The sequence below is a fragment of the Streptomyces sp. DT224 genome (assembly GCF_049844595.1).
Taxonomy (GTDB): Bacteria; Actinomycetota; Actinomycetes; order Streptomycetales; family Streptomycetaceae; genus Streptomyces.
The window spans coordinates 200,838-226,887 of sequence record NZ_JBNCLI010000005.1 but is presented as its reverse complement, the minus strand read 5'-3'; the positions used below and the strand labels follow the sequence as shown (position 1 = coordinate 226,887).

The following is a 26,050-nucleotide window of genomic DNA, read 5'->3' as shown; positions in this document are numbered from 1 at the left end:
GGAAACCACGAGATCCACAGGAGTACCGGCAATGTCTATCGACCCGTCCTCGATTCCCAACTTCGGGGCTCAGCCCGAACCGCAGGCGGCAGGACCGGAGGGCCCCGTCGTCCCCGACCAGGACCTCGTCAAGCAGCTGCTGGACCAGATGGAGCTGAAGTACGTCGTCGACGACGAGGGCGACCTCGCCGCGCCGTGGGAGGAATTCCGCACGTACTTCATGTTCCGCGGCGAGGGCGAGCAGCAGGTCTTCTCGGTCCGTACGTTCTACGACCGCCCGCACGCCACGGACCAGCGCCCGGTCCTCCTCGACGCGATCGACGACTGGAACCGCCGCACCCTGTGGCCCAAGGTCTACACGCACACCCACGAGCCCGAGGAGGGCGCGGAGGAGGGCGGTCCCTCGGTCCGCCTGATCGGCGAGGCGCAGATGCTCATCGGCACCGGCGTCTCCCTGGAGCACTTCGTCTCCTCGACGGTCAGCTGGGTGCGCGCCTCCATCGAGTTCGACAAGTGGCTGCTGGAGCGCCTGGGCCTGGCCCCGGCCGAGCAGAAGTCCGAGGACGGCACGGAGCAGTCCGCTCCGGACGCCTGAGTCCTCTCCGCACGTGTGAAGAGGCCCGGCCGGGGGAACCCGCGCCGGGCCTCTTCATGTCGCCCGGCCCGGAGGAAGGGGCCCGCGTCCGTGCAGCACGCCTACGTGCCCTGGCCCCCGAGCTGCTCCGCGCACAGCCGGTTTCAGGCCGGCGCCCACGCCGTGCAGCGGGGTCACCTCTCCGCCGAACCCGCGTGAGCGGACGCGGACCGTCCGTCCATCTGCCCGCCGTCCGCGGTTGGACGGGCGGTCCGGCCCGGACCCGCACCGCCGCGCGCCGGCCGCCGCCGCCTTCCGGCCGGGCCCCGGGGCCGCCTTTAGGCCCCGGGTGTGAACACGCTCCGGAATCCCGCCACTTACTACGTTTCCACACCCATCTACTACGTCAACGACGCCCCCCACCTGGGTCACGCCTACACGACGGTGGCCGGTGCGAATCCCTCTTTCGGCCCTGTGCCTCGACCCGACGAGTCCTGATCTCCTCGGCGACGCGGTGAATCGTTTGCGGGAGTACGGGATCTTCTCCTGCGGAGGCTGGGCAGCGCTCGGAAGGACGATCCCGCTATCGCCGAAGCCGGGTGAGCGCCTCTTGGAGAACGGTGGTCCGCTTGCAGAAGGTGAAGCGGACGAAGGGCGCGCCCTGGTCGCGGTGGTCGTAGAAGACGGCGTTGGGGACGGCCACCACGCCGCAGCGTTCCGGTAGTGCCCGGCAGAACGCGATGCCGTCGCCGGTCGCGTCGAGCGGGCGGATGTCGGTGGTGACGAAGTACGTGCCGGCCGGCCGGTAGACCGCGAACCCGGCCTCGGCGAGGCCCGCGCACAGCAGGTCCCGCTTGGCGCGCAGATCCGCGCGCAGCTCCTCGTAGAAGCTGTCGGGCAGCCGCAGCGCCTCGGCGACGGCGTACTGGAGGGGCCCGCCGGAGACGTACGTCAGATACTGCTTCGCCGAACGCACCGCCGTCACCAGCTCGGGGCTCCCGGTGACCCAGCCGATCTTCCAGCCGGTGTACGAAAATGTCTTGCCGGCGGAAGAGATGGTGACCGTGCGGTCGCGCATACCGGGGAAGCCGGCCAGCGGCAGGTGTTCGCCCTCGAAGACCAGGTGCTCGTAGACCTCGTCGGTGACGACGAGCAGGTCGTGCTCGCAGGCGAGTTCCGCGATCGCGTGCAGTTCCTCGCGGCTGAGGACCGTGCCGGTGGGGTTGTGCGGGGTGTTGATCAGCAGCAGCCGGGTACGCCGGGTGACCGCCGCGCGCAGTTCGTCGAGGTCCAGCCGGTAGGTGCCCGCGGAGGTGTCGGGCCGCAGCGTGACGGGAACGCGCGTCGCGCCCGCCATCGCGATGCAGGCGGCGTACGAGTCGTAGTACGGCTCCAGCGCGATGACCTCGTCACCGGGCTCCAGGAGCGCCAGGAGCGAGGCGGCGATGGCCTCGGTGGCGCCCGCGGTGACCAGCACCTCCGTGTCGGGGTCGTACGTCAGGCCGTAGCGCCGCTGCTGGTGGCCGGTGATCGCGGTGCGCAGCTCGGGGACGCCGGGGCCGGGCGGGTACTGGTTTCCGTGCCCGGCGCGCAGGGCACGCACCGCGGCCTCGCGGACCTCCTCGGGGCCGTCGGTGTCCGGGAAGCCCTGGCCGAGGTTGATGGCTCCGGTGCGGACGGCCAGCGCGGACATCTCCGCGAAGATCGTCGTGCCGAACTCGGCGAGGCGGCGGTTGAGCAGCGGTCGTCCGTGTGTCATGGCCGCCATCCTGCGCGCAAGCTCTGGACTTGCTCAAGTCTGCTTTGGCCGTACGGCGGCGGGGGCATCTCCCCTGCACGCCGGAAGGGCGCGGAGCGGGGGGCCTCGCTTCGGGGGACAGAAGGACGTGAGGTCATGGACGGTTTTCTGGTCGGGGTGATTCTGGTCGTGCTGGTCGCGGTCCTCGTCGCGATGCTGGCGGGGGCCGGTGGACGGGGGCGTGCGCCGGCGCGCGGCAGGCGGCGTGGTACGGCGGACGGCTCGGCCGCCGGGGGCAGCTGGTGGGCCGGGGACGGCGGCGGCTCGTCCTGCGGCAGCGGTGGGCACTCGGGCGGCCACTCCTGCGGCGGGGGTTCCTCCTGCGGCGGGGGTTCCTCGTGCGGTGGAGGCGGCGGGGGTGGGTGCGGCGGAGGCAGCTGACACGGGGCAGTTGGTCCGCGTGGGCGTGTTCGCGAACACGCCCAGGGGCCCGGCGGGACGCGCGGTGAACGCGCCAAGTCCCGCCGGGCTCCTTTTTGTTGGGGATTCCCACAGGTCTGCGGTGAACAGGTGAGCGGGAAGCCCCCCGAGGGGGATGGAAACCCCGGCAAGTTGGGCAAAAACGCTGTGAGTGCGGCGTAGTTCGTGATTCCCTCGTGGGAGAGAACATCCAGCCCTCGGACCCCAGTTGGACCTGATCGGGCGCTTCCCACCCCCACGCGCGCGCCATGGGGGCGTCCCCTGTCCATGTGTCCATGCGTGTTTGCGGAGCCGACCCATGCTCACGACCCTTCATACGGCCTATTCCGACACCCGTGCCGCCGATCTGGCCTGGGCGCTGGGGCGCGAGCCGCTCCCGGCGCTCGCCGTCCTCGACCTCGAACTCGCCGGCGCCACCCTGCAGCTGCGGCTGCTCGGCGCCTCCCACCAGGTGCTCCTGGAGGAGGAGCAGGGCAGCTGTTCCGAGACCGTCGCCTGTATGCCCGGCAGCAGCACCCCGCTGCCGCTGGGCGTCGCCAAGCGGATCGGCGGCTGGGAGTACGAGTTCGCGGCCCGCGTGGAGACGCTCAACGCGGGCTCCTTCGCCGGACGCGCGCAGGAGCTGCTGGCGCTCGTCGCCGACCACCCGCACGGCCTGGCCGGAACGTTTCCGGGCAGCCCGCACGCCTTCACCGCCATGCTCGCCCAGCGGACCGGGGACCAGGTGCGGTGGCGCACCTGGCACGCGTACCCGCAGGAGGGCCAGCTCGTCGTGACGCGGACCCGGGTGGGCGTGCGGACACCCGCGGTGGCGCTGTGACGCACACCTGCCACGCCGCGGGTGCGCCACTTACACCCTTGTGGGTGACAAGCAGCGAGCGATCAGTGACGTAGCGTTCGCGGCATGATCGACCAGCAGGTGTCGCTGCGAGGGGGCGCGGCGCGGCTTCCCGTCCGGCCGAGGACCGGTCGGTACCTCGTGCTGGCCGCCGTCTTCGTCTGTGCCGCCTGCGGACTGGTGTACGAGCTCGAACTGGTGGCGCTCGCCTCCTATCTGATCGGTGACTCGGTCACCCAGGCGTCCGTCGTGCTCTCCGTGATGGTGTTCGCGATGGGGATCGGCTCGCTGCTCGCGAAACGTTTACGCAACCGGGCGGCGGTGGGCTTCGGACTGATCGAGGCGGTGCTCGCCCTGGTGGGGGGCTTCTCGGCACTGGTGCTCTACGCGTCGTTCGCCTGGTTCGGCGAGTCGCGGTACGCGCTGGTCGCGTTCTCACTGACGATCGGCGTCCTGATCGGGGCGGAGATCCCCCTGCTCATGACGCTGATCCAGCGGGTGGACCGGCAGGACGCGGGCGGGGCGGTCGCCGATCTGTTCGCGGCGGACTACGTGGGCGCGCTCGTCGGAGGTCTCGCCTTTCCGTTCCTGCTGCTGCCGATGCTCGGCCAGCTCACCGGCGCTCTGCTGACCGGCGCGGTGAACGCGGCGGCGGGCGGGGCGCTGGTGCTGTGGGTCTTCCGGCGGGACGTGTCCCCCAGGGCGCGGTGGCTGCTGATCGCCGCCAATGTCACGGTGATCGCCGTGCTGGCCACCGCCGCGCTGCTGGCCGACGACTTCGAGCGGGCGGCGCGGCGCGCGGTGTACGGGGACCAGGTGCGGGTCGCCGTGCGGACCGATGTGCAGGAGGTCGTGCTGACCGGGGCCGGCCGCAGTTCCCTGGACCTCTATCTGGACGGCCGGCTGCGGGTCAGCGCCCGCGACGAGTACCGGTACCACGAGGCGCTGGTGCACCCGGCGATGAACGGGCCGCACGCCCGGGTCCTGATCCTGGGCGGCGGGGACGGGCTGGCGGCGCGGGAGGTGCTGCGCTACCCGGACGTGCGGAGCGTGACCCTGGTGGAGCTGGACCCCACCGTCACCCGACTGGCCCGTACGGACCCCGCGCTCTCCGCGCTGAACGCGCACGCGCTGGACGACCCCCGCGTGACGGCGGTGACCGGCGACGCGTTCACCTGGCTGCGGACCGCCCGCGGCCGCTACGACGTGGTGATCTCCGACCTCCCCGATCCCGGGATCTCGGCCGGCACGAAGCTCTACTCGGCGGAGTTCTACGGCCTGGTCGCTGAGGCCCTCGCACCGGACGGACGGCTCGCGGTGCACGCGGGACCGCCCGTCGGCCGGCCGCGCACCTACTGGACGGTCGACGCCTCCATGCGGGCCGCCGGGCTGCGTCCGCGCCCCTATCGGATCAGCGGGCGCCAGTCGGGCTCCGCGGCCGGTCCCGACCGGGCCGGCGACGACGCGGACGGCGGCTGGGGTTTCCTGCTGGCCGGGACGGCCGCGACGCCCACCCTCGGCCTGTCCCCGGACGCGCCCGCGCTGCGCTTCCTGAACGTGCCGGGACTGCTGGCCGCGGGGCGCGGGGCGGAGGCCGGGCGGCTGTCCGGCCTCCCGCCGTCGACGCTGGTGCATCCGCGCTACTGGGACGGGCGGTGAGGTGCAGCGGTGCGCGATCGCGGTGACGGGGTGCGGGGGCGGTCACGGGTGCGGAAGCGCTGACGGGACGGCCGGGGCTGAGTAGGCTCGTTCACCATGGAGCATGAGGTGTTCGTTCCGGTTCCGGTCCCGGCCCTGCGGCGGACGCTGGGCGACCCCGTCCGCGTCGCCCGCTGTGTGCCGGGGTTCCAGCAGGACGCCGACGCGTCGGCGGGCCCCCTGGCGGGCCGGCTCAGAATCCGGGCGGGCGGCCACACCATCACGTACAGGGGCACGCTGCGTCTCACGCCGTTGCCGGGCGACCCGGACGTGGACTCCGTGCACGCCGTCCGGGTGGAGGGCGAGGGCGTGGAGGCCCGGGGCGGGGGCTCGGCGAAGCTGTCGCTGATCCTCCGGCTGACGGAGGGCGACGAGGGCACGTCGATCGCCTTCGAGGGCGGGGCGAGCGGCGACGGGCGCCTGCGGGACCTGGAGCCGGCGGCGGCACTGTCGACGGCCCACCGCCTGCTGGACCGGTTCGCCCAGCAGCTCGTGACGGAGTCGCTGGCAGCCCAGGGCGAGGGCGCGGCCGACGAGGCGTGGGGCGGCGCGGCCTCCGGTGGTGGCGTCTCCGGCGACGGGGCTTCCGGTGGTGGTGCCTCCGGCGACGGGGCTTCCGGTGGTGGTGCCTCTTCGGGTGGGGCCTCTTCCGGTACGCCGGAGAATGCGGAGACGCCGGGTGCCGCCGAGGTCACCGCCGATGAGCTGGCGGTCGGGGAGGCCGTGGAGAAGGCGCTCGAAGAGGCCGCCGAGGAGGCGGACCAGAGCGGCCCCGAGCCCGCGGCCGGCTCCCCGCTCAGCGGCTCCGGACCCCTGAGCGGCGCCGACGAGTCGCTGCCGACGCACGAGGCCGCCCCGGACGAGGCGCCGGGCGCCGAGCAGCCGGCGGAGCGCGACGAGGAAGAGTCCTCGGACGGGGAGTCCCTGTTCGACGCGCCCGTTCCGCCGTCGTCGCTGGACCCGGTCGCCGGGATCGAGTTCACCGTGCCGGACGGGCCTCCGGCCGAGGCCGCGCACGCCCGGCGCACCATGATCGGGCGCAGCGCGGAGGAGGTCGACCACGCCCCGCCGCGCGGCCGCTACGCCCCCGTGCCCTCGCCGGATTCGGGCGGGGCGGGTGCGACGCTGCGCTGGGTCGCCCCGGCGGCGGCTCTGGCCCTGGCCTCGGCGGTGGTCGTGAGCCGGGCGTTGCGGCGCCGGAGGTAGCGGCGCCAGTAGGGTCGTCCCGTGAGCAGTAGCGAGAAGGACGTCCGGCTCTCCGTCGGCGACACAGAGTTGACCGTGAACCCCGCCAACGGCTGCCGTATCAGCAGCCTGCGGATCGGGGGTACCGAACTACTGAGGCAGGGGGAGCGGTACGGCTGCTTCCCGATGGTCCCGTGGTGCGGACGGACCGAGAACGGGCAGTTCCGCGACGGCGGTGTCCTCCACAAACTGCCGCTGACGGCTCCGCCGCACGCCATCCACGGCACCGGCCGCGACACGGCGTGGCACACCGCCCTGGAGAGCGGGACGCAGGCGTCGTTCTACTACGACCTGGCCGACCCCTGGCCGTACCCGGGCCGGGTGACCCAGACCTTCGAACTGGCCGAGGACTCCCTCACGTTGGCCTTCGGCATCGAGACGTACGGGGACTCCTTCCCGGCCCAGGCGGGCTGGCACCCGTGGTTCCGCCGCCGGCTCGACAGCGGTGAGGAGGTCCGCATCGACTTCGACGCCGCCTGGCAGGAGGAGCGCGGCGAGAACCACCTGCCGACCGGCCGCCGGATTCCGGCCCTGCCCGGCCCGTGGGACGACTGCTTCGGGATGCCGGACGGTGTCGACGTCACCCTCACCTGGCCGGAGCGGCTGGAGCTGACGGTGAAGAGCCGGTCCGAGTGGGTCGTGATCTACGACGAACAGGACGAGGCGGTGTGCGTGGAGCCGCAGTCGGGCCCGCCGAACGGGCTGAACACCGACCCCCGCTATGTCACCCCGATCGAGCCGCTGGAGATCGCCACCACCTGGAGCTGGCGCCGGCTCTGAGCGCGGGGCCCGGGCGGGTTCCGGGCTCGGGGCGGGACGTCGCGGAAAACGCGCGCCTTATCCTCATAGCCATGACTGACGTACGTGCTGAGCTGCTGCAGCAGATCAAGGACAAGGCCGTGGTTCACGGCAAGGTGACGCTCTCCTCCGGCCTGGAGGCCGACTGGTACATCGATCTGCGCCGCATCACGCTGGACGGCAAGGCCGCTCCGATGGTCGGTCAGGTCATGCTCGACGCGACGGCCGAGCTGGACTACGACTGCGTGGGCGGTCTGACGCTGGGCGCCGACCCGGTCGCCACGTCGATGCTGCACGCCTCCGCGGCCCGCGGCCAGGAGCTGGACGCCTTCGTCGTCCGCAAGGCCCAGAAGGCCCACGGGATGCAGCGCCGGATCGAGGGCACGGACGTGAAGGGCCGTCGCTGCCTCGTCGTCGAGGACACCTCGACCACCGGCGGCTCGCCGCTGACCGCGGTCGAGGCCGTGCGCGAGGCCGGCGGCGAGGTCGTCGCGGTGGCCGTGATCGTGGAGCGCGGAGCCGCCCCGGCCATCGCCGAGGCGGGCCTTCCGTACGTCCACGTCTACACGGTCCCGGACCTCGACCTCGACTGACCTGGCAGTTTGCCCGAAGGCGGTCGGTTTCACGTGAAACCGACCGCCTTCGTCGTACGCCCGTGAGCAGGCACCGCCCGGGCCGGGAGGCACCGCCGGGTGGAGCCGGAACCAGAGTCTGGGAAGATGGGGGCGACGATGACGTCGCCCCCAGGTCAGGGACCCAGCAACGCACACCCGCACATCCCAAGGAGCGGACAGATGCCCATCGCAACCCCCGAGGCATACGCCGAGATGCTCGACCGGGCGAAGGCAGGCAAGTTCGCCTACCCGGCCATCAACGTGACGTCGACCCAGACCCTGCACGCCGCCCTTCGCGGCTTCGCGGAGGCCGAGAGCGACGGCATCGTGCAGATCTCGACCGGCGGCGCGGAGTTCCTGGGCGGCCAGTACAACAAGGACATGGTCACGGGCGCTGTAGCCCTCGCCGAGTTCGCGCACATCGTCGCCGCCAAGTACGACGTCACCGTCGCGCTGCACACCGACCACTGCCCCAAGGACAAGCTGGACACGTACGTCCGTCCGCTGATCGACGTCTCCGCGGAGCGCGTCGCCAAGGGTCTGAACCCGCTGTTCCAGTCGCACATGTGGGACGGCTCGGCCGAGACGCTGGCCGACAACCTGGCCATCGGCCAGGAGCTGCTGGCCAAGGCCGCCGCCGCCAAGATCATCCTTGAGGTCGAGATCACCCCGACCGGTGGCGAGGAGGACGGCGTCACCCACGAGATCAACGACGAGCTCTACACGACCGTGGACGACGCGCTGCGCACCGCCGAGGCGCTGGGCCTGGGCGAGAAGGGCCGTTACCTGCTGGCCGCCTCGTTCGGCAACGTGCACGGCGTCTACAAGCCGGGCAACGTCGTCCTGCGCCCGGAGCTCCTCAAGGACCTCCAGGAGGGCGTCGGCGCCAAGTACGGCAAGACGTCGCCGTTCGACTTCGTCTTCCACGGCGGCTCCGGCTCCACCGCCGAGGAGATCGCCACCGCGCTGGAGAACGGCGTCGTGAAGATGAACCTCGACACCGACACCCAGTACGCCTTCACCCGCCCGATCGTGGACCACGTGTTCCGCAACTACGACGGTGTGCTGAAGGTCGACGGCGAGGTCGGCAACAAGAAGGTCTACGACCCGCGCAGCTGGGGCAAGTCCGCCGAGGGCGGCATGGCCAAGCGCGTCACGGAGGCGTGCGCCAACCTGCGCTCCACCGGCACCAAGCTGAAGTAGTCCGGTACCGCTGTGTGGCGTGGGCCCGTCACCCCCTCCGGGTGCCGGGCCCACGGCATGTCCGGACCCGTCACGCACGACCCGAGGGAACAGCCGTGAGCACGTCCTACGACTTCGACACCGTGATCGACCGCCGCGGAACCTGGTGCGTCCAGTGGGACGGGGTCGCGGACCGCTTCGGGGTGGACGGGCTGCTGCCGTTCACCATCTCCGACATGGACTTCGAGACCGCCCCCGAGGTGCTGGCCGCCCTGCGGGAACGGCTCGAACACGGGGTGTTCGGCTACACGGACTGGCGGCTGGGCGACTTCCGGCCGGCCGTCGCCCACTGGTACGCGACGCGGTACGGCACCGCGATCGACACCGGGAGCCTGGTGTACGGTCCGTCCGTGCTCAGCCAGCTCTCGCAGCTGCTCCAGATGTGGACGGACGAGGGCGACGGCGTGGTCCTGCACACGCCCACGTACGACGGCTTCCGCAAGGCGATCCACGGACTCGGGCGGGAGCTGCGGGGCGTGCCGCTGGGGGACACGGACGCGCTGGAGCGGGAGCTCGCGCGGCCGGACAGCAAGGTCCTCGTGGTCTGCTCCCCGCACAACCCGTCCGGGCGGGTGTGGACGGAGGCGGAGCTCGCGGAAATGGCGGAGCTCGCCGCGCGCTACGGCGTGGCCGTGATCAGCGACGAGATCCACGCGGACTTCGTGCACGACGGACGTCCGCACGTGCCGTGGACCCGGGTGGGCGGCGACGCGCGCTGGGCGGTCGTCAGCTCGGCCTCGAAGTCGTTCAACTTCCCCGCGCTGACCGGTTCGTACGGCCTCATCGGACGGCCGGAGGACCGGACCGAGTACCTGCGCCGGATGGAGACGGCGGAGGGCCTCGCCTCACCGGCGGTGCTCTCCCTGACCGCGCACATCGCCGCGTACCGGGAGGGCGCGCCCTGGCTGGACGCGGTACGCGCGTACGTCGCGGAGAACCTGTCCCTGGTCGCCGAGCGGCTGAACGCCGCGTTCCCCGCCCTGGAGTGGGAGCCGCCGCAGGCCGGTTACCTGGCCTGGATCGATCTGCGGCGTGCGGGCGTCCAGGACGACGAGGCGTTGCAGCGCGTCCTGATCGAGCGGGAGCGCGTCGCGGTGATGCCGGGCAGCACGTACGGGGCCGAGGGCTTCGTCCGGCTGAACGTGGGATGCGCGCGGAGCAAGGCCGAGGCCGGGCTCGACGCGCTGATCCGGGGCGTCGAGGCGGTACGCGTCGGCGCCTGAGGGCTCCCGGTGGCCCTGGCTGACACGTCCCGCCCGCCAGGCCCTCCCGGTGGCCCTTCGGCCGGGTGCCGACGATGCTGAGGCCATGGAGAAGAGCGAGGCGGACGGGCCCGCGATCCGGGTGGCCTCCCCCGTCGGGCGCTGGGTCGTCCTGACGACGGTGCTCGGGTCGAGCATGGCCCTGCTCGACTCCACCGTCATCAACGTCGCCCTCCCCCGTATCGGCGACGACCTGGGCACCGACCTGGCTGCGCTCCAGTGGACCGTCAACGCCTACATGCTGACCCTGGCAGGGCTGATCCTGCTCGGCGGGGCGCTCGGCGACCGCTACGGGCGGAGGCGGGTCTTCGTGGTGGGCGTCATCTGGTTCGCCGCCGCCTCGCTGGTCTGCGGCCTCGCCCCGAACGCCCCCGTACTCATCGCCGCCCGCGCTCTGCAAGGGGTCGGCGGCGCGCTCCTGACACCCGGCTCGCTGGCCCTGATCCAGGCGAGCTTCCATCCGGACGACCGGGCCCGCGCCGTCGGGCTGTGGTCCGGGTTCGGCGGGGTCGGCGCGGCCGTGGGGCCGTTCTTGGGCGGCTGGCTCGTCGACGGGCCGGGCTGGCGCTGGGTGTTCCTGCTCAACCTGCCGCTGGCCGCCGTCTGCGTGCCCGTCGCGCTGCGCCACGTACCGGAGTCCCGGGACCCGGACGCCCGGGGGCGGTTCGACGTCGCCGGAGCGGCCCTCGGCGCCCTCGCGCTCGCCCTGGTGACATACGCGCTGATCGACGCGCCGGGCCAGGGCGCCTCCCCGGCCGTGCTCGGAGCGGCGGCGGGCGGAGTGCTCCTCGGTGCCGCCTTCGTCCGGCTCGAACGGCGGCGGGCCCATCCGATGCTGCCGCCCTCGGTGTTCGCGTCCCGCCAGTTCACCGCCGTCAACGTCGTCACCCTGTGCGTGTACGCGGCGCTCGGCGGCTACTTCTTCCTCTCCGCGATCCAGCTTCAGGTCGTCGCCGGGTACTCGGCGCTGGGCGCCGGTACCGCGCTGCTGCCGACCACCCTCCTGATGCTGCTGTTCTCGGCCGCTTCGGGCGAGCTGGGCCAGCGCATCGGTCCGCGTGTCCCGCTCACCGCCGGGCCACTGATCGCCGCCGCCGGCATGCTGCTGATGCTGCGCGTGGGGAAGGGATCGAACTCCGTCACGGGCTACCTCACCGACGTCCTGCCCGCCGTGGCCGTCCTGGGCGTCGGTCTCGTCACCGTCGTGGCACCCCTCACCGCGACCGTCCTGGCTTCTGTGGACACGGCCAGGGCCGGGCTCGCCAGCGGCATCAACAACGCCGCCGCACGCGCCGCCGGCCTCATCGCGGTGGCCGCGTTGCCGCTGCTCGCCGGCATGGGGCCGGAGGCGTACCGGGACGCAGGGGAGTTCGCCGCGACGTTCCGGCGGGCGATGCCGATGTGCGCCGGACTGCTGGTGCTCGGCGCGCTGATCGCCTGGGCGACCGTACGCACACCCGCCCCCGTGCGCGACACCGCGCGGCCCGAATGCGCGGTCCACTGCGGCGTCACGAGCCCGCCGCTGGAACCCGCACCGGAGACCGGCCCGCCGGACAGGACGGGATGAAGGGCGCGGCGGGTCCCGAAGCCGCACGGGCCGGGGCGGGATTCGTGCCCACCGGGTCATCGGCGCGCCCGTGCCAGGCACACTGGGGGCATGTCGATCCACGAGAACCTGCTCGGGGGCCCGCCCCCGACCCACCTGCCCGACGACCCGGAGCCGCGCGAACTGCTCGCCGCCGGCACGGCCCCCGCCGACGTCGCCGCCAAGTACCCGACCTCCTCGCTGGCCTGGGCGCAGCTCGCCGACGAGGCGTTCGAGGGCGGCCGGGTGATCGAGTCGTACGCCTACGCCCGCACCGGCTACCACCGCGGCCTCGACGCGCTGCGCCGGGCCGGCTGGAAGGGCCACGGCCCCGTGCCGTTCGAGCACGAGCCGAACCGAGGCTTCCTCCGCGCCCTGCACGCCCTCGCACGGGCCGCGCAGTCCATCGGCGAGCAGGAGGAGTACGAGCGCTGCTCGACGTTCCTGCGCGACTCCTCGCCGACCGCCGCCGAGACCCTCGGCTAGCCGACGCCGTACCGCAGGCCCCGCAGCTCCGCATCCGCGACTGCGGGGCCTGCGCGTGTCCGGAGCAGGCGTTTAGGATGCGCACAGGGGACCGGAGCTCCACTTCCGCAGGGAAGGGGCGGACCGCTACCCGGAAGCTCGTGTCGAGGAGACAGCGATGTCGACGATTCACCCCGACCCCGAAGCCACCGGTGCGGCGACCCCGCACCTCGACTTCGCGGGCACGACTCCGTACGAGGACTATGTCCAGGCGGATGTCCTGACCCACCTCCAGCACCTCCGCTCGGACGATCCCGGCGAGATGGTCTTCCTGGTCACCACCCAGGTCATGGAGCTGTGGTTCACCGTCATCGTCCATGAGTGGGAGACCGCAGCGCACGCGATGCGCGAGGACCGCCTGGACGTCGCGCAGGACGCGCTGAAGCGGTCGCTCCGCGAGCTGGAGGCCCTGAACGCCTCCTGGACACCGCTCGCCCAGCTCACCCCCGCCCAGTTCAACTCCTACCGGTCCTCGCTCGGCGAGGGTTCCGGTTTCCAGTCGGCGATGTACCGGCGGATGGAGTTCCTGCTGGGCGACAAGTCCGCGTCCATGCTGGTGCCGCACCGGGGCGCGCCCCGCGTCCACGCGGAGCTGGAGAAGGCCCTCGCGGAGCCCGGCCTGTACGACGAGGCCCTCGCCCTGCTCGCCCGGCGCGGGCACCCGGTCCCGGAGGCCGTGCTCGGCCGGGACCTGACCCGGAAGTACGAGCCGTCGCCCGAGGTCGAGGCCGTCTGGGCGGAGATCTACGCCAACCCGGACCAGAACGACGAGCTGGTCCGCCTCGGCGAGGTGCTCACCGATGTGGGCGAGCTGGTGTGGCGATGGCGCAACGACCATCTCCTCGCGACCCGGCGGGCCATGGGCTCCAAGACCGGCACCGGCGGCTCGGCCGGCGTGGCCTGGCTGGAGAAGCGCGCCACGAAGAACGTGTTCCCCGAGCTCTGGACGGCCCGCAGCCATGTCTGACCTGCAGGAGCGCGCACAGGCGCTCGACACCGATGACGCCCTCGCGGCGCTGCGCGAGCTGTTCACCCTGGACGACACCGTCTACCTGGACGGCAACTCGCTCGGCGCGCTGCCGCGCCACGTGCCCGCCCGGGTGCAGGAGGTCCTCACCCGCGAGTGGGGCGAGCTGCGCATCCGGTCCTGGGGCGAGAGCGGCTGGTGGACGGCGCCGGAACGGATCGGTGACCGCATCGCCCCGATCGTCGGCGCGGCGGCCGGCCAGATCGTCGTCGGGGACTCGACCAGCGTGAACGTCTTCAAGGCCCTCGTCGCCGCGACCCGGCTGGCACCGGAGGGCCGCGACGAGATCCTGGTCGACGCGCGGACATTCCCCACCGACGGCTACATCGCCGCTTCGGCGGCCCGGATGACCGGCCACCGGATCGTGCCGGTCGACCCCGCGGACGTGCCGGACGCGCTCGGTCCGCGGACCGCCGCCGTCCTGCTCAACCACGTCGACTACCGCTCGGGCCGGCTGCACGACCTGCCGGGACTGACCGCCGCGGTCCGTGCCGCGGGCGCGATCGCCGTATGGGACCTGTGCCACAGCGCGGGCGCGCTCCCCGTCGGCCTGGACGAGCACGGCGTGGACCTGGCGGTCGGCTGCACCTACAAGTACCTCAACGGCGGCCCCGGTGCGCCCGCCTACCTGTACGTCGCCGAGCGCCACCAGGCGTCCTTCGACTCGCCCCTCCCGGGGTGGACGTCGCATGCCGATCCGTTCGCGATGACGCCCGGTTACACCCCGGCGGACGGTGCGGTGCGGGGCCGGGTGGGCACGCCCGACATCCTGTCCATGCTGGCCCTGGAGGCGTCCCTCGACGTCTGGGACGGCGTCGGGATCGAGGCGGTCAGGGCCAAGTCCCTGGCCCTGACGGACTTCTTCCTGGAGTGCGTCGAGGCGTACGCCCCCGAAGGCCGGGTCGCCTCGGTCACCCCGGCCGCCCACGCGGAACGGGGCAGCCAGGTCGCGCTGCGGTGCGACGACGCGGAGCCCGTGATGGCCGAGCTGATCGCGCGCGGTGTCGTCGGGGACCTGCGCCGGCCCGATGTGCTGCGGTTCGGTTTCACACCGCTGTACGTGGGGTTCGCGGACGCGGAACGCGCGGCGCGGGTGCTCGCGGAGGTTCTGGGCGCCCCGGCGGCGTAGGCTGCCGCATCCGTCCGGTGACCGGCTCGCCCCGGTCGCCGGACGGCGCCATGGTGCGGGCCGGCCGTGGTGCCGGGGCCGGTGCGGGCGGTGTGCGGGGGCGCGGATTCCCGGTGGGCGGGGCCGTCCGCCGTACTGGTACCGTCCCCGCAGGTCAGGCCAGTTGGGCCGGACGACAGGGAGGGTGGGAGCGGGATGTCGGATTCTGCCGCGCGCGAGCGGGACGCCGCCGAGACCGAGTCGGCGTTCTCGCATCCGGCCGTCGCTCCCGACGCGTCCGCGGCCTACGGCAGCCATCCCGACCAGGTCATCGACTTCTACGCCCCGCGTGGGGGCTGCGCCGTCGCACCGGTCGTGGTCGTGCTGCACGGTGGCGCGTGGCGGGCTCCGTACGACCGGGCGCATATGTCGCCGTTCGCGGGCTTCCTGGCGCGGCGCGGGTTCGCCGTGGCCAGTGTGGAGTACCGGCGCGGCAGCGAGCTTCCGCAGCAGCGCGGGGCCGACCCGGTGGCGGGGCGCTGGCCGGAGACCTTCGACGACGTGGCCGCCGCGATGGACGCGCTGCCCGAGCTGCTGGCGCGGGAGCTGCCGGCGGCGGACGTCCGCCGGATCGTGGTCACCGGGCACTCGGCGGGCGGGCAGCTGGCGCTGTGGGCCGCAGCCCGGCACGTACTGCCGGAGGGGTCGCCGTGGCGGCTCCCGAGGCCGCCCGCACTGCGGGGCGTGGTGGCACTCGCGCCGATCGCGGACTTCGGCGCGGCGGTCGCGCTCGACGTGTGCTCGGGGGCGATCGGGCAGCTGCTGGGGTCTGCGGAGGACTTCGCCGGGCGGAGCGCGCACGCCGACCCGTCGCGGCTGCTGCCCACGGGCATCGCGACCGCGGTCGTCCAGGGCACGACGGACCTCACGGTCCCGGCAGCCGTCGCCGAGGCGTTCGTGGACGCGGCCGCGAAGGAGGGCGAGACGGTGGGGCTGACCCTGCTGCCGGACGTCGGCCACTTCCCCCTGATCGACCCGGCCGCCGACGCGTGCGCGGTGGTCGCGGAGGAGATCGCCCAGCTCGCCTGGTAGGGCGTCGCGACGGGCGCGCGTAGTACTTGCGACGGACGGCCGGGAATCCGCATCACTGCTGACGCCCCGGCCCGCCGCCCCGCCTACCGTGGAGGCGTGACCGAGACCAAGACCAGAAGCCCGGAGCTACGGCTCGCCGCGCGTGCGATGGACGACCTCTGGGAAGACCTCTTCGAGGACGCCTTCGCCTACCGGCCGATGTCACCGATGCGCACGGACGGCCTCCTGACGAGGCGGTTGCCGAAGCGGCTCGCGGCACAGGCCGCGTGGATCCCGCACGCGGCCGTTCTGGGCGCCGCGCTGATCACCTTCATGGCGGGGTTCACCTCAACCGGCAACGCCGGGGTCCTGCTGTCCGGGCTGCTGCCCGCCGTCTGCGTGGCGATGACCCTGATCAGGCCGGTCGGGGCGTTCTGGATGTCGATGGTTCTGGTGCCGGTGAGCGTGGTGGTGGGCGGCTACGAGCCGTGGGCACCGAGCGTCTTCATCTCCCACCTGGTGGTGCTGTTCGTCGTCGCGGCCAGGACCCGGCCACGTACCGCCGCCTGGATGTGGGCGCTCACGTTGCTGCTCGGCCTCGTCGTGGAGGGCGTCGTCACCGGCGGGGCCGGCGGGCCGAACACCGCTGGCATGGCGGTCGTCTCGGCATTCGCGCTGCTGGTGGTGAGCATGGTGCAGGTCCGGCGGGAGGCGCAGCGCGAGGTCACCGTGCAGCGCACCGTCACCGCCGTCGAGCGCGACCGGCGCACGCTGCTGGAGGAGCGCACCACGATCGCCCGCGAACTCCACGACGTGGTCGCCCACCACATGTCCGTCGTCGCCATCCAGGCCGAGGCCGCCCCGTACCGGGTGGAGAACCCGCCGCCGGAGCTGGAGCAGGTGTTCGTCACCATCCGGGAGAACGCCGTGGCCGCGCTCACCGAGCTGCGCCGGGTGCTCGGTGTCGTCCGGGCCGACGACTACGAGGCACCGGACGCGCCGCAGCCCACCCTCGCCGACCTCGACCGGTTGCTCGCCAACGTTGGGGACGCGGGCCTGGTGACCGAGAAGGCGGTGACCGGCGCGGTCCGCGAACTGCCCCAGGGCGTCGAGCTGTCGGCGTACCGGATCATCCAGGAAGCCCTCAGCAACAGCCTCCGGCACGCCCCGGGCGCCACGGCCAGGGTCGAGATCGGCTACGTCCTCGGCGGGCTCGGCCTGCGCGTGGTCAACGGCCCGCCGACCGCTCCGGTGAAGCCGTCGCCGGGTGCCGGTCACGGAATCACCGGAATGCGGGAGCGGGTCGCGATGCTGAACGGCGAGATGACCGCCGAGGCCACCGAGGAGGGCGGTTACGAGGTCACGGCCTTCATCCCGGCCCAGCAGACGTCCCCCGGTGCGTCCGGCGCCTTCAAGGAGCAGGTATGACGACGCAGCCCGCCACCCCGCCGATCCGGGTCCTGATCGTGGACGACCAGATGATGGTCCGCGAGGGCTTCTCGGTCCTGCTCAACGCCATGCCGGGCATCGAGGTCGCCGGCGAGGCGGTGAACGGCCGCGAGGCCGTCTCCCAGGTCACCGCACTCCGTCCCGACGTGGTGCTGATGGACATCCGCATGCCCGAGCTCAACGGCATCGAGGCGACCCGCGAGATCGTCGCCGCTGACGCGGACGCGAAGGTCCTGGTCCTCACCACCTTCGACCTCGACGAATACGTCTACCAGGCCCTCCGTGCGGGGGCCTCCGGCTTCCTCCTCAAGGACGCCTCGGCCCGCCAGCTCGCCGACGGCGTACGTGTGGTCGCGTCCGGCGAGGCGCTGCTGGCCCCCACCGTGACCCGGCGCCTGATCAACGAGTTCTCCCGGCTCGCCTCCGCTCCCCGCCCTCCGGCCCTGGCCCGGGTCGGCGAGCTCACCGAGCGCGAGACGGAGGTACTCGTCCTCATTGCCCAGGGCCTGTCGAACGCGGAGATCGCCGGACACCTCGTCGTCGCCGAGTCGACCATCAAGACCCACGTGAGCCGCATCCTGGTTAAGCTCGGCCTCCGCGACCGCACCCAGGCCGCCGTGTTCGCCTATGAGGCCCGCCTGGTCACCCCTTCCTGAGCACCGTGGTCTGGCGCCGTCCCCGAGGCCGGGCCCCCGGCCCCACACGCGGTCCCGAGGCCGGGCCCCCGGCCCCACACGCGGTCCCGAGGCCGGGCCCCCGGCCCCACACGCGGCCACGGCGGGACTGGCCGGGTCGTAGGCGGCCGGTTAGCGTCGGCCCATGGTCCAGCCCAGCACCTCCCCCGCCCCGTTCGACCCCTGGTCGGCGGCGTTCGTCGCCGACCCGTACCCGGCCTACGCCGAGTTGCGGGCTACCGGCCGGGCGCACTACTTCGAAGCCACCGACCAGTGGCTCGTCCCGCACTACGCCGACGTGTCGGCCCTGCTGCGTGACCGGCGGCTGGGGCGCACCTACCTCCACCGGTTCACGCACGAGGAGTTCGGCCGGACACCACCGCCCCCTGAGCACGAGCCGTTCGAGACGCTCAACGGGCAAGGGCTGCTGGACCTCGAACCGCCGGACCACACCCGCATCCGGCGCCTGGTCTCCAAGGCGTTCACCCCGCGTACCGTCGAACAGCTCGTCCCCACCGTCCAGCGGCTGGCCGCCGGGCTCGTGGACGACTTCGTCGAGCAGGGTGGGGGCGACCTGCTGACCGCCGTCGCCGAGCCGCTGCCCGTCGCCGTGATCGCCGAGATGCTCGGTATCCCGGAGTCCGACCGGGCCCCGCTGCGGCCCTGGTCCGCGGCGATCTGCGGGATGTTCGAGCTCAACCCGTCCGAGGACACCGCCCGCGCCGCCGTCCGCGCCTCCCTCGAATTCTCCGCGTATCTGCGCGAGCTGATCGCCGAGCGACGCGCCCACCCGGGCACCGACCTCATCTCCGCCCTCGTCGCCGCCCACGACGAGGGCGAGCGGCTGACTGAGCAGGAGATGGTTTCCACCTGCGTCCTCCTCCTGAATGCCGGGCACGAGGCGACCGTCAACACCACGGTCAACGGCTGGCGGACGCTGCTGTGCCACCCCGAGCAGCTGGCCGCCCTCCGCGCCGACCGCGGGCTTCTGCCCACGGCGCTGGAAGAACTGATGCGGTACGACACCCCCCTTCAGATGTTCGAGCGCTGGGTCCTGGACGAGATCGAGATCGACGGCGCGGTCATCCCGCGGGGCTCCGAAGTGGCACTCCTCTTCGGCTCGGCCAACCGCGACCCCGCCCGCTTCGCGGCCCCGGACACCCTGGACCTCGCCCGGCGGGACAACCCGCACATCACCTTCGGTGCCGGCATCCACTTCTGTCTGGGCGCCCCGCTCGCCCGGGTCGAGCTGGCCGCCTCCTTCGGTGAGCTGCTGCGCAAGGCACCCGGACTGCGACTGGCCGCCGAGCCCGAGTGGAACCCGGGCTACGTCATCAGGGGCCTGAAGGAGTTGCGGGTCGAGGTGTGAGGCCCTGGCGGGCGGCGTTCCCGCGCGCGCCCGCCCGCACCGCCTCACGTCACCAGGTCCCGGCGGCGCAGCGCCGCCAGAGCCGCGGTCACCAGCACCGCCGACACCACGGTGAGGAGCGTCACCGGCCCCCACTCCATCCCCGCTCCGGGCAGCTTCGGCAGATGCGTGAACGGCGACGCGTCCATCACCGGCTGCGGCAGGTCCAGGGCGGGCCCGATCCAGCCGAGCGCCAGACAGAGCCCCACCACGCCCCAGCTCGCCGGAGCGGCCTTCGGTATCGCCCCGTGGAGAAGGGCCGTGACCCCGCCGAGCAGCCAGATGGCGGGGAGTTGCACCAGGCATGCGCCGAACACGGCCGGAAGCGCGTGACCGTATCCCGCCGCCAGACCGAGACCACCGACCACCATGATCAGGGCCGCCCCGCCGAAGGCGATGAGCAGATGACCCCCCGCCCAGCGGAGCCGGCCGACCCCGCCCGCGAGCACCGGCTCCGCACGGCCGGCGGTCTCCTCCCCGTGCAGCCGGAGCACCGACGCGGCGATGTACAGAGCGCCGACTGTGCCGAGCACGGAGACCATCGAGGCGAGGAAGGCATCGGTGAGGCCGAACTGCCCGCCCATCCGCTCGAAGATCTCCCGGGCCTTCTCGCTGTCCCCGACCAGGTCCGCCGCCCCGCCGGCCAGTCCACCGAAGACGAACCCGACCACGGCGAAGGACACCGTCCACCCCAGGAGCGCGCCGCGTTGCAGACGTATCGCGAGGCCCCCAGGCGGTGGACATCCGGCCCCGCGCCGGCCCCGGACGAGCGGCCAGGAAGCTCATGCCGACATCCCGGCGACCGGTCAGCACGTACGCCACGAGGCATTGCGCCGCCACCGCACCGGCGATCACGAGGAGCACCCACCACCGCTCGCCCGCGTACGGCCGGACGTTCTCCGCCCAGCCGAGCGGGGAGAGCCAGGTGAGGAAGGAGGAGCCGTCGTCCGTGGCCGAGTCGCCCGCCGCCTTCAGGACGAACGCGGCACCCACCACCGCCGCCGTGACTCCCTTGGCGAGGCGCCCGCTCTCCGTGAACTGTGCGGCGATCGCGGCCGTGCAGGCGAACAGCGCACCGACCCCGGCGACGGCTGACGCGAGCGCCACCGCCCCCAGGCCCCCCGCACCCGAGCCGGCCATTCCGGCTGTGATCACCAGGGCCAGGCCGGCATTGGCGATCAGAGCCGCGAGCAGTGCGGCGGTGAGCGGGGCACGGCGTCCGACCATCGCCGACGCGAGCATCTCCTGACGGCCCGTCTCCTCCTCGTCTCGGGTGTGGCGCACGACGACGACCAGACTCATCACCGCTGCCAGCGCTGCGCCGAAGGCGAGCATGCGCCAGCTGACGAGCCCACCCAAGGAGTCGTCGAACACGGGCCCGTACATCGCCCGCACCGAACTGTTGCCGTTCATCGACGCGGCGAGCTCGGCTCGCTGGGCCGACGTTTCGTAGAGCGACGAGATGGATGTACCGACTGAGGAGAAGGAGCCACCGAGCACGAGCACCCAGACAGGGATGACGATGCGGTCGCGCCGCAGGGCGAGCCTCAGCAGGGTCCAGGTCCCGGTGAGCTGCCCGGTGGACTCCCGGCGCCGCACATCCGCCTTCGTTCCGAGGGACACAGCGGTCATCGCGCCACCACCTCCGACGACTGCTCGGCGTCCGCCGCGTAGTGGCGAAGGAAGAGTTCCTCCAGGGTGGGCGGATTGCACGTCAGCGAGCGGACACCGGACGCGGAGAGGGACTTGAGGACGGCGTCCAATCGGTCCGTGTCCACCTGGAGCGAGACCCGCCGCCCTTCGACCCCGAGGTCGTGGACCCCGGGAAGCCGTGCCAGGCCGTCCGGATCGCGTATCAGCTCGGCGCTGATGTGCGTCCGCGTCAGATGACGCATGTCCGCCAGTGTTCCGGCCTCCACCGTCCGGCCCTGGCGGATGATGCTGACCCGGTCGCAGAGCGATTCGACCTCGCTCAGGATGTGGCTGGAGAGCAGCACCGTCCGGCCGCGCTCGCGCTCCTCGGCCACGCAGCTCTGAAAGACCTCCTCCATCAGCGGGTCGAGCCCGCTGGTCGGCTCGTCCAGGATCAGCAGGTCGACGTCCGACGCGAAGGCGGCGACCAGGGCCACCTTTTGCCGGTTGCCCTTGGAATACGTCCGCCCCTTCTTCGTCGGGTCGAGCTCGAAGCGGCCGACGAGGTCCGCGCGCCGGGCCTCGTCGAGGCCGCCGCGCAGCCGTCCGTACAGGTCGATCACCTCGCCGCCGGAGAGGTTGCGCCACAGCGTGACGTCCCCGGGGACGTACGCCACGCGCCGGTGCAGCTCGACCGCGTCGTGCCAGGGGTCACGGCCGAGCAGCCGGACCGCACCGGAGTCGGCTCTGAGCAGCCCCAGAAGGACCCGGATGGTGGTGGACTTCCCCGACCCGTTCGGACCGAGGAAGCCGTGGACCTCACCGGTCTCGACGGCCAGGTCGAGCCCGTCCAGCGCCTGCGTCCGGCCGAACGACTTGCGCAGTCCGGCCACGGTGATTGCCATCGTCATGATTTCGAACGTACGCTACTTTCACAATTTTGTGAAGTTAAGGAACCGTATAAACTCGAAGGAGTGACATGCAGTGGCGCACGGAGGGAGAGGAACGGGATGAGCGGCGAATCCGCGGCGGAGAGCGCGGTCGAGGGCGCGGTCCGGAGCCCGGGGGACCGGGACGCCGAGGCGGTCGCACGGTTCGTGGAGCGGTTCGCGTCCGAGATGACCGAGGCGGGGATGCAGCGCATGGCCTCGCGCGTCTTCGCGGCCCTGCTCGCGGACGACGACGCGTCGATGACCTCGGCGGAGCTCGCCCTGGCCCTGCAGATCAGTCCCGCCGCCGTCTCCGGTGCGATCAACTACCTCACGCAGGTCAGCATGGTCGGCCGCGAACGCGAACCGGGCTCGCGCCGCGACCGGTACCGCCTGCACAACGAGATCTGGTACACCACCTTCGCCAGCCGCGACCAGGTCCTCACTCGCTGGGAGCGCACCCTCAGGGAAGGCGCGCGCACGCTCGGCGAGCACACCCCGGCCGGCGCCCGGATCGCCGAGACGGCGGCGTTCTTCGAGTTCCTGCAGTCGGAGCTGGAGGGGCTGATGGGCCGCTGGGAGGAGCACCGCAAGGCCCTCGACCTGCCGGTGGGCAGCACCGGCGCGGGCATCTGAGGACCCGCGCCCGCTACCCCGCCGGGAGCATCAGTCCCCAGGCCCCCGCCCGGACCGTCCACGTCCGGGTCCGCACCGGCCCCGCGACCTGTATGTCCGCCCGGTAGCGGAAGTCCGCACCCGAGACCGTGACCGCCTTCGCCTCCGTGGTGACCGGGGCGGTGTCCGGTGCGTCGATCGTCACCGCTGCCAAGCCGTCGTCGCCGCAGCCCGACGTCACCGTCACGGAGGCGACCGGACGGTCGAGGTCGTTCAGCACGACGCCGTCGGCCTCCACGCGCAGCCGGTGCGTCGGTGGCACGGCCGGCGGTTCCGGAGGCGCGGGGCGCACCAGGGTCCGGACCAGCGAGCAGCAGGCGTCCCAGACGGAGGAGACGCCCGAGCGGTCGGCCCCCGCCCCCGGGGCTCCGGTCAGCGCGGGGATGCGCAGCGCGCCCAGGACCACACCGTCGCTGTCGTCGACGAGCAGGTCGAGGCGCCGCACCGCCCCGTCCAGCGCTGTGCGTGCCGCCGCCACGGCACCGTTCGGCACGCCGAGCGAGTGGGCGAGTTCCAGCGCGCCCGACGCGCCGACGGGGACGAGGGACAGCGCGCTCATGGCGGGTTCCCGCTCCCGGTGCAGCAGAGACACGGCGCGCCGCAGCGCCCGGTCGTCGCCGATCACCACCGGCCGCCGGCCGCCCCGGCGGGACAGGACCCGGGCGAATTCCCCGGGGCTGTCCGGGAGGCAGATCTTGGCGTGCGAGCCCGCGCTCAGCACGTCCTTGGCGATGCGGACGGACTCGCCGTCCGTCCGGCGGGCGACCGGATCGATCACCACCAGCAGGTGGGGCGCGCCGTTACCGGGGGGCTGGGCAGCCGACACCTCGGTCCTTCCTCGGGTAGCATCTTGGTGCAAGAGCCCCTTGCGCTATTGCGCCAGGGGTTTCGTCTATTCCGGGGCACCCGGTTCGACGGTTCGGACTGTGCCGTACAACGACGTACGGCATGTACGGCGTTTTCGTACGCCCCCTGACCTTGGACATGCCCCGCCCGGAAGGGGTGTACGCCTGTGCCCGCACTTGTGCTGCTCGGTGCTCAGTGGGGTGACGAGGGCAAGGGAAAGGCCACCGACCTCCTCGGTGGATCCGTGGACTATGTGGTGCGCTACCAGGGCGGCAACAACGCCGGCCACACGGTGGTCGTCGGTGACCAGAAGTACGCACTGCATCTCCTCCCCTCCGGCATCCTGTCACCGGGATGTACCCCGGTCATCGGTAATGGTGTCGTCGTCGACCCGGCGGTCCTGCTCTCCGAGCTGAGTGGGCTGAACGACCGCGGCGTGGACACGTCGAAGCTGCTGATCAGCGGCAACGCTCATTTGATCACCCCGTACAACGTCACCGTCGACAAGGTGACGGAACGGTTCCTCGGGAAGCGCAAGATCGGCACCACCGGGCGCGGCATCGGCCCGACGTACGCCGACAAGATCAACCGGGTCGGTATCCGCGTCCAGGACCTCTACGACGAGTCGATCCTGGAGCAGAAGGTCGAGGCGGCCCTGGAGCAGAAGAACCAGCTTCTGGCCAAGGTCTTCAACCGGCGCGCCATCGAGGCCGGCAAGGTCGTCGAGGACATGCTCCAGTACGCGGAGCAGCTCAAGCCCTACGTGGCCGACACGACGCTCGTCCTGAACAACGCCATCGACGCGGGCAAGGTCGTCCTGTTCGAGGGCGGCCAGGGCACCCTGCTCGACGTCGACCACGGCACGTACCCCTTCGTCACCTCGTCGAACCCGACCGCGGGCGGTGCTTGCACCGGTGCCGGAGTCGGTCCGACCAAGATCAGCCGGGTCATCGGCATCCTCAAGGCGTACACGACTCGCGTCGGCGCCGGCCCGTTCCCGACGGAGCTGCACGACGAGGACGGCGAGGCGCTGCGGCGGATCGGCGGCGAGCGCGGTGTCACCACCGGCCGCGACCGCCGGTGCGGCTGGTTCGACGCGGTCATCGCGCGGTACGCGACCCGGGTCAACGGCCTCACCGACTTCTTCCTCACCAAGCTGGACGTGCTGACCGGCTGGGAGCAGATCCCGGTGTGCGTCGCGTACGAGATCGACGGCAAGCGCGTCGAGGAGCTCCCGTACAGCCAGACCGACTTCCACCACGCGAAGCCGGTGTACGAGATGCTTCCGGGCTGGTCCGAGGACATCACCAAGGCGAAGACGTTCGCCGACCTGCCGAAGAACGCGCAGGCGTACGTGAAGGCTCTGGAGGAGATGTCCGGCGCCCCGATCTCCGCGATCGGCGTCGGCCCCGGCCGTACCGAGACCATCGAGATCAACTCGTTCCTGTAGTCGTACGGGTGCGCAGGAGGGCCGGGGCGGCGGTTGAGCCCCGGCCCTCCGGCATGTACGCGCTCCACACGGTCGTCTGGTCTATACCTTGACAGGTCCAGACCAGCGGCGGTTGGGTGCAGGGATGCCCGCACGGCCTGCCCGCCGAGGTGTGCGGCGCACCATGCCCGTCCTCGTCGAAGGAGTGAGCAGCGCTGAACCGCATCAAGAGCATCCTGACCGTACTGAGCGCGGTCGTCGTCACGGCCGCCTTCCTGCCAGGCGTCGCCGCCGCCGCGCCGGCCGCAACGGAGGCCACGGATTCCGCGTCGTGCGCACCTCTGTGGAACTCCGCGACCGCCTACACGGCGGGCGGCGCGGTTTCGCACCACGGCCGCAACTGGACGGCGAAGTGGTGGACGCGGAACGAGAACCCGGGCGCCACCACCGTCTGGGTGGACGCGGGTGCCTGTACGGGAGGGGTTTCCGACTTCGTCATCAGCGAGGCGGAGTTCGACGAGATCTTCCCTGGTCGCGACCCCTTCTACACCTACCAGGGCCTGATCGACGCGCTGCACGCGTATCCCCGCTTCGCCAACACCGGCACCGTGGAGACCAGGAGCCGGGAGGCCGCGGCATTCCTGACGCATGCCGACTTCGAGTCGGTCGGCCTGCGGTACGTGAAGGAGATCAACGAGGCCAACTACTGGATCAAGTGCGACTACAGCCAGCCGTTCGGCTGTCCGGCCGGCCAGTCCGCCTACTACGGGCGCGGCCCGATCATGTTCAGCTGGAACTTCAACTACAAGGCGGCAGGGGACGCGCTCGGCCTCGACCTGCTCCACGACCCCTGGCTGGTGGAGCGTGATCCGTCCGTCGCCTGGCAGACCGCGCTCTGGTACTGGAGCACCCAGAACGGTCCCGGAACCATGACCTCCCACGATGCCATGGTCGGCGGGGCCGGCTTCGGTGAGACCATCCGCTCGCTCAACGGCTCGTTGGAGTGCAACGGCAAAAACCCCGGCTCGGTGCAGGCCCGGGCGGCCAAGTACGAGCACATCACGGATGTCATCGGCGTCGACCCGGGGGCGCATCTGACCTGCTGACGTTTCCCCGGCCCCGGGGCCGGTGCGGTCGGCGCATCGTGGGCAGGCCCCGGGGCTCTCGCGGTTGAAGAGGTTCCGTTTTTTGGTCTAGACCTTG

At 72.2% G+C, this 26,050-nt stretch carries 22 protein-coding genes and 2 pseudogenes; 20 read left to right on the top strand and 4 right to left on the bottom strand.

All coding sequences use genetic code 11. The annotated features are described in order from the left end of the window. Nucleotides 1-31 precede the first annotated feature (31 nt). Complete coding sequence (locus tag ACLQ2N_RS14165; RefSeq protein ID WP_425812704.1) at nucleotides 32-595, top strand: YbjN domain-containing protein; 564 nt, start codon at nucleotides 32-34, stop codon at nucleotides 593-595. 330 nt (nucleotides 596-925) lie between these two features. Next, nucleotides 926-1,027 (top strand): annotated as a pseudogene (locus ACLQ2N_RS14160) (class I tRNA ligase family protein); the annotation flags it as partial. A gap of 130 nt (nucleotides 1,028-1,157) precedes the next feature. Here ACLQ2N_RS14160 and ACLQ2N_RS14155 read toward each other — a convergent pair. Continuing rightward, nucleotides 1,158-2,333, bottom strand: a complete 1,176-nt coding sequence (locus ACLQ2N_RS14155; protein ID WP_425812702.1) for a pyridoxal phosphate-dependent aminotransferase — start codon at nucleotides 2,331-2,333, stop codon at nucleotides 1,158-1,160. Nucleotides 2,334-3,090: 757 nt separating this feature from the next. Here ACLQ2N_RS14155 and ACLQ2N_RS14150 point away from each other — a divergent pair. From ACLQ2N_RS14150 to ACLQ2N_RS14080, 15 genes are all read left to right on the top strand, one after another. After that, nucleotides 3,091-3,612, top strand: coding sequence for a DUF2617 family protein (locus ACLQ2N_RS14150; protein ID WP_425812700.1), 522 nt, complete (start codon nucleotides 3,091-3,093; stop codon nucleotides 3,610-3,612). A gap of 84 nt (nucleotides 3,613-3,696) precedes the next feature. Continuing rightward, on the top strand, nucleotides 3,697-5,289 hold the full coding sequence (locus tag ACLQ2N_RS14145; protein ID WP_425812698.1) for a polyamine aminopropyltransferase: 1,593 nt from the start codon (nucleotides 3,697-3,699) through the stop codon (nucleotides 5,287-5,289). Nucleotides 5,290-5,397: 108 nt separating this feature from the next. Continuing rightward, nucleotides 5,398-6,534: an SRPBCC domain-containing protein gene (locus tag ACLQ2N_RS14140; RefSeq protein WP_425813222.1), complete on the top strand. Its 1,137-nt coding sequence runs from the start codon at nucleotides 5,398-5,400 to the stop codon at nucleotides 6,532-6,534. Nucleotides 6,535-6,555: 21 nt separating this feature from the next. Beyond that, nucleotides 6,556-7,353: an aldose 1-epimerase gene (locus ACLQ2N_RS14135; RefSeq protein ID WP_425812696.1), complete on the top strand. Its 798-nt coding sequence runs from the start codon at nucleotides 6,556-6,558 to the stop codon at nucleotides 7,351-7,353. Nucleotides 7,354-7,424: 71 nt separating this feature from the next. Further along, nucleotides 7,425-7,964 (top strand): orotate phosphoribosyltransferase, encoded by a 540-nt coding sequence (gene pyrE / locus ACLQ2N_RS14130; protein WP_164398682.1) that lies wholly within the window; start codon nucleotides 7,425-7,427, stop codon nucleotides 7,962-7,964. 201 nt (nucleotides 7,965-8,165) lie between these two features. After that, complete coding sequence (gene fbaA, locus ACLQ2N_RS14125) at nucleotides 8,166-9,188, top strand: class II fructose-bisphosphate aldolase (RefSeq protein ID WP_425812694.1); 1,023 nt, start codon at nucleotides 8,166-8,168, stop codon at nucleotides 9,186-9,188. 95 nt (nucleotides 9,189-9,283) lie between these two features. Then, complete coding sequence (locus ACLQ2N_RS14120; protein ID WP_425812692.1) at nucleotides 9,284-10,450, top strand: MalY/PatB family protein; 1,167 nt, start codon at nucleotides 9,284-9,286, stop codon at nucleotides 10,448-10,450. Between the two features lie 85 nt (nucleotides 10,451-10,535). Continuing rightward, nucleotides 10,536-12,056, top strand: coding sequence for an MFS transporter (locus ACLQ2N_RS14115; RefSeq protein ID WP_425812690.1), 1,521 nt, complete (start codon nucleotides 10,536-10,538; stop codon nucleotides 12,054-12,056). Between the two features lie 90 nt (nucleotides 12,057-12,146). Then, entirely contained in the window at nucleotides 12,147-12,560 is a 414-nt protein-coding gene (locus ACLQ2N_RS14110) for a DUF3151 domain-containing protein (protein WP_361027655.1), read from the top strand. A gap of 157 nt (nucleotides 12,561-12,717) precedes the next feature. After that, a complete protein-coding gene (locus tag ACLQ2N_RS14105; protein WP_425812688.1) occupies nucleotides 12,718-13,566 on the top strand; it encodes a tryptophan 2,3-dioxygenase family protein in 849 nt (282 codons plus the stop codon). After that, a complete protein-coding gene (kynU, locus tag ACLQ2N_RS14100) occupies nucleotides 13,559-14,755 on the top strand; it encodes a kynureninase (RefSeq protein WP_425812686.1) in 1,197 nt (398 codons plus the stop codon). Before ACLQ2N_RS14105 ends, kynU begins: the two co-directional genes overlap by 8 nt. 195 nt (nucleotides 14,756-14,950) lie before the next feature. After that, nucleotides 14,951-15,826 (top strand): alpha/beta hydrolase family protein, encoded by an 876-nt coding sequence (locus tag ACLQ2N_RS14095; protein WP_425812684.1) that lies wholly within the window; start codon nucleotides 14,951-14,953, stop codon nucleotides 15,824-15,826. A gap of 147 nt (nucleotides 15,827-15,973) precedes the next feature. Then, nucleotides 15,974-17,233, top strand: a complete 1,260-nt coding sequence (locus ACLQ2N_RS14090) for a sensor histidine kinase (protein WP_425813220.1) — start codon at nucleotides 15,974-15,976, stop codon at nucleotides 17,231-17,233. Beyond that, nucleotides 17,230-17,910, top strand: coding sequence for a response regulator (locus tag ACLQ2N_RS14085; protein ID WP_425812682.1), 681 nt, complete (start codon nucleotides 17,230-17,232; stop codon nucleotides 17,908-17,910). Before ACLQ2N_RS14090 ends, ACLQ2N_RS14085 begins: the two co-directional genes overlap by 4 nt. 163 nt (nucleotides 17,911-18,073) lie before the next feature. Continuing rightward, nucleotides 18,074-19,297: a cytochrome P450 gene (locus ACLQ2N_RS14080; protein WP_425812680.1), complete on the top strand. Its 1,224-nt coding sequence runs from the start codon at nucleotides 18,074-18,076 to the stop codon at nucleotides 19,295-19,297. A 44-nt stretch (nucleotides 19,298-19,341) separates the two neighbouring features. Here the strand turns inward: ACLQ2N_RS14080 and ACLQ2N_RS14075 are convergent. Both ACLQ2N_RS14075 and ACLQ2N_RS14070 read right to left on the bottom strand, forming a co-directional pair. Beyond that, a pseudogene (locus ACLQ2N_RS14075) lies at nucleotides 19,342-20,968 on the bottom strand (ABC transporter permease). Continuing rightward, on the bottom strand, nucleotides 20,965-21,879 hold the full coding sequence (locus ACLQ2N_RS14070) for an ATP-binding cassette domain-containing protein (RefSeq protein WP_425812678.1): 915 nt from the start codon (nucleotides 21,877-21,879) through the stop codon (nucleotides 20,965-20,967). The pseudogene ACLQ2N_RS14075 and the gene ACLQ2N_RS14070 overlap by 4 nt, the downstream one beginning before the upstream one ends. A 99-nt stretch (nucleotides 21,880-21,978) precedes the next feature. Between ACLQ2N_RS14070 and ACLQ2N_RS14065 the strand changes: the two genes are divergently transcribed. Beyond that, nucleotides 21,979-22,533 carry a GbsR/MarR family transcriptional regulator gene (locus ACLQ2N_RS14065; protein WP_425812676.1) on the top strand — a complete coding sequence of 185 codons (555 nt, stop codon included), beginning with the start codon at nucleotides 21,979-21,981 and terminating at the stop codon, nucleotides 22,531-22,533. Between the two features lie 13 nt (nucleotides 22,534-22,546). Here ACLQ2N_RS14065 and ACLQ2N_RS14060 read toward each other — a convergent pair whose 3' ends face one another. Beyond that, complete coding sequence (locus tag ACLQ2N_RS14060; protein ID WP_425812674.1) at nucleotides 22,547-23,398, bottom strand: diacylglycerol kinase; 852 nt, start codon at nucleotides 23,396-23,398, stop codon at nucleotides 22,547-22,549. A 186-nt stretch (nucleotides 23,399-23,584) separates the two neighbouring features. Here ACLQ2N_RS14060 and ACLQ2N_RS14055 point away from each other — a divergent pair, with 186 nt between their 5' ends. Continuing rightward, nucleotides 23,585-24,868, top strand: a complete 1,284-nt coding sequence (locus tag ACLQ2N_RS14055) for an adenylosuccinate synthase (RefSeq protein ID WP_073966464.1) — start codon at nucleotides 23,585-23,587, stop codon at nucleotides 24,866-24,868. 194 nt (nucleotides 24,869-25,062) lie between these two features. Beyond that, the gene (locus ACLQ2N_RS14050; protein ID WP_425813218.1) at nucleotides 25,063-25,953 is read left to right on the top strand and encodes a glycoside hydrolase family 19 protein; all 891 of its coding nucleotides are present in this window, start codon (nucleotides 25,063-25,065) and stop codon (nucleotides 25,951-25,953) included. Nucleotides 25,954-26,050: the final 97 nt, after the last annotated feature.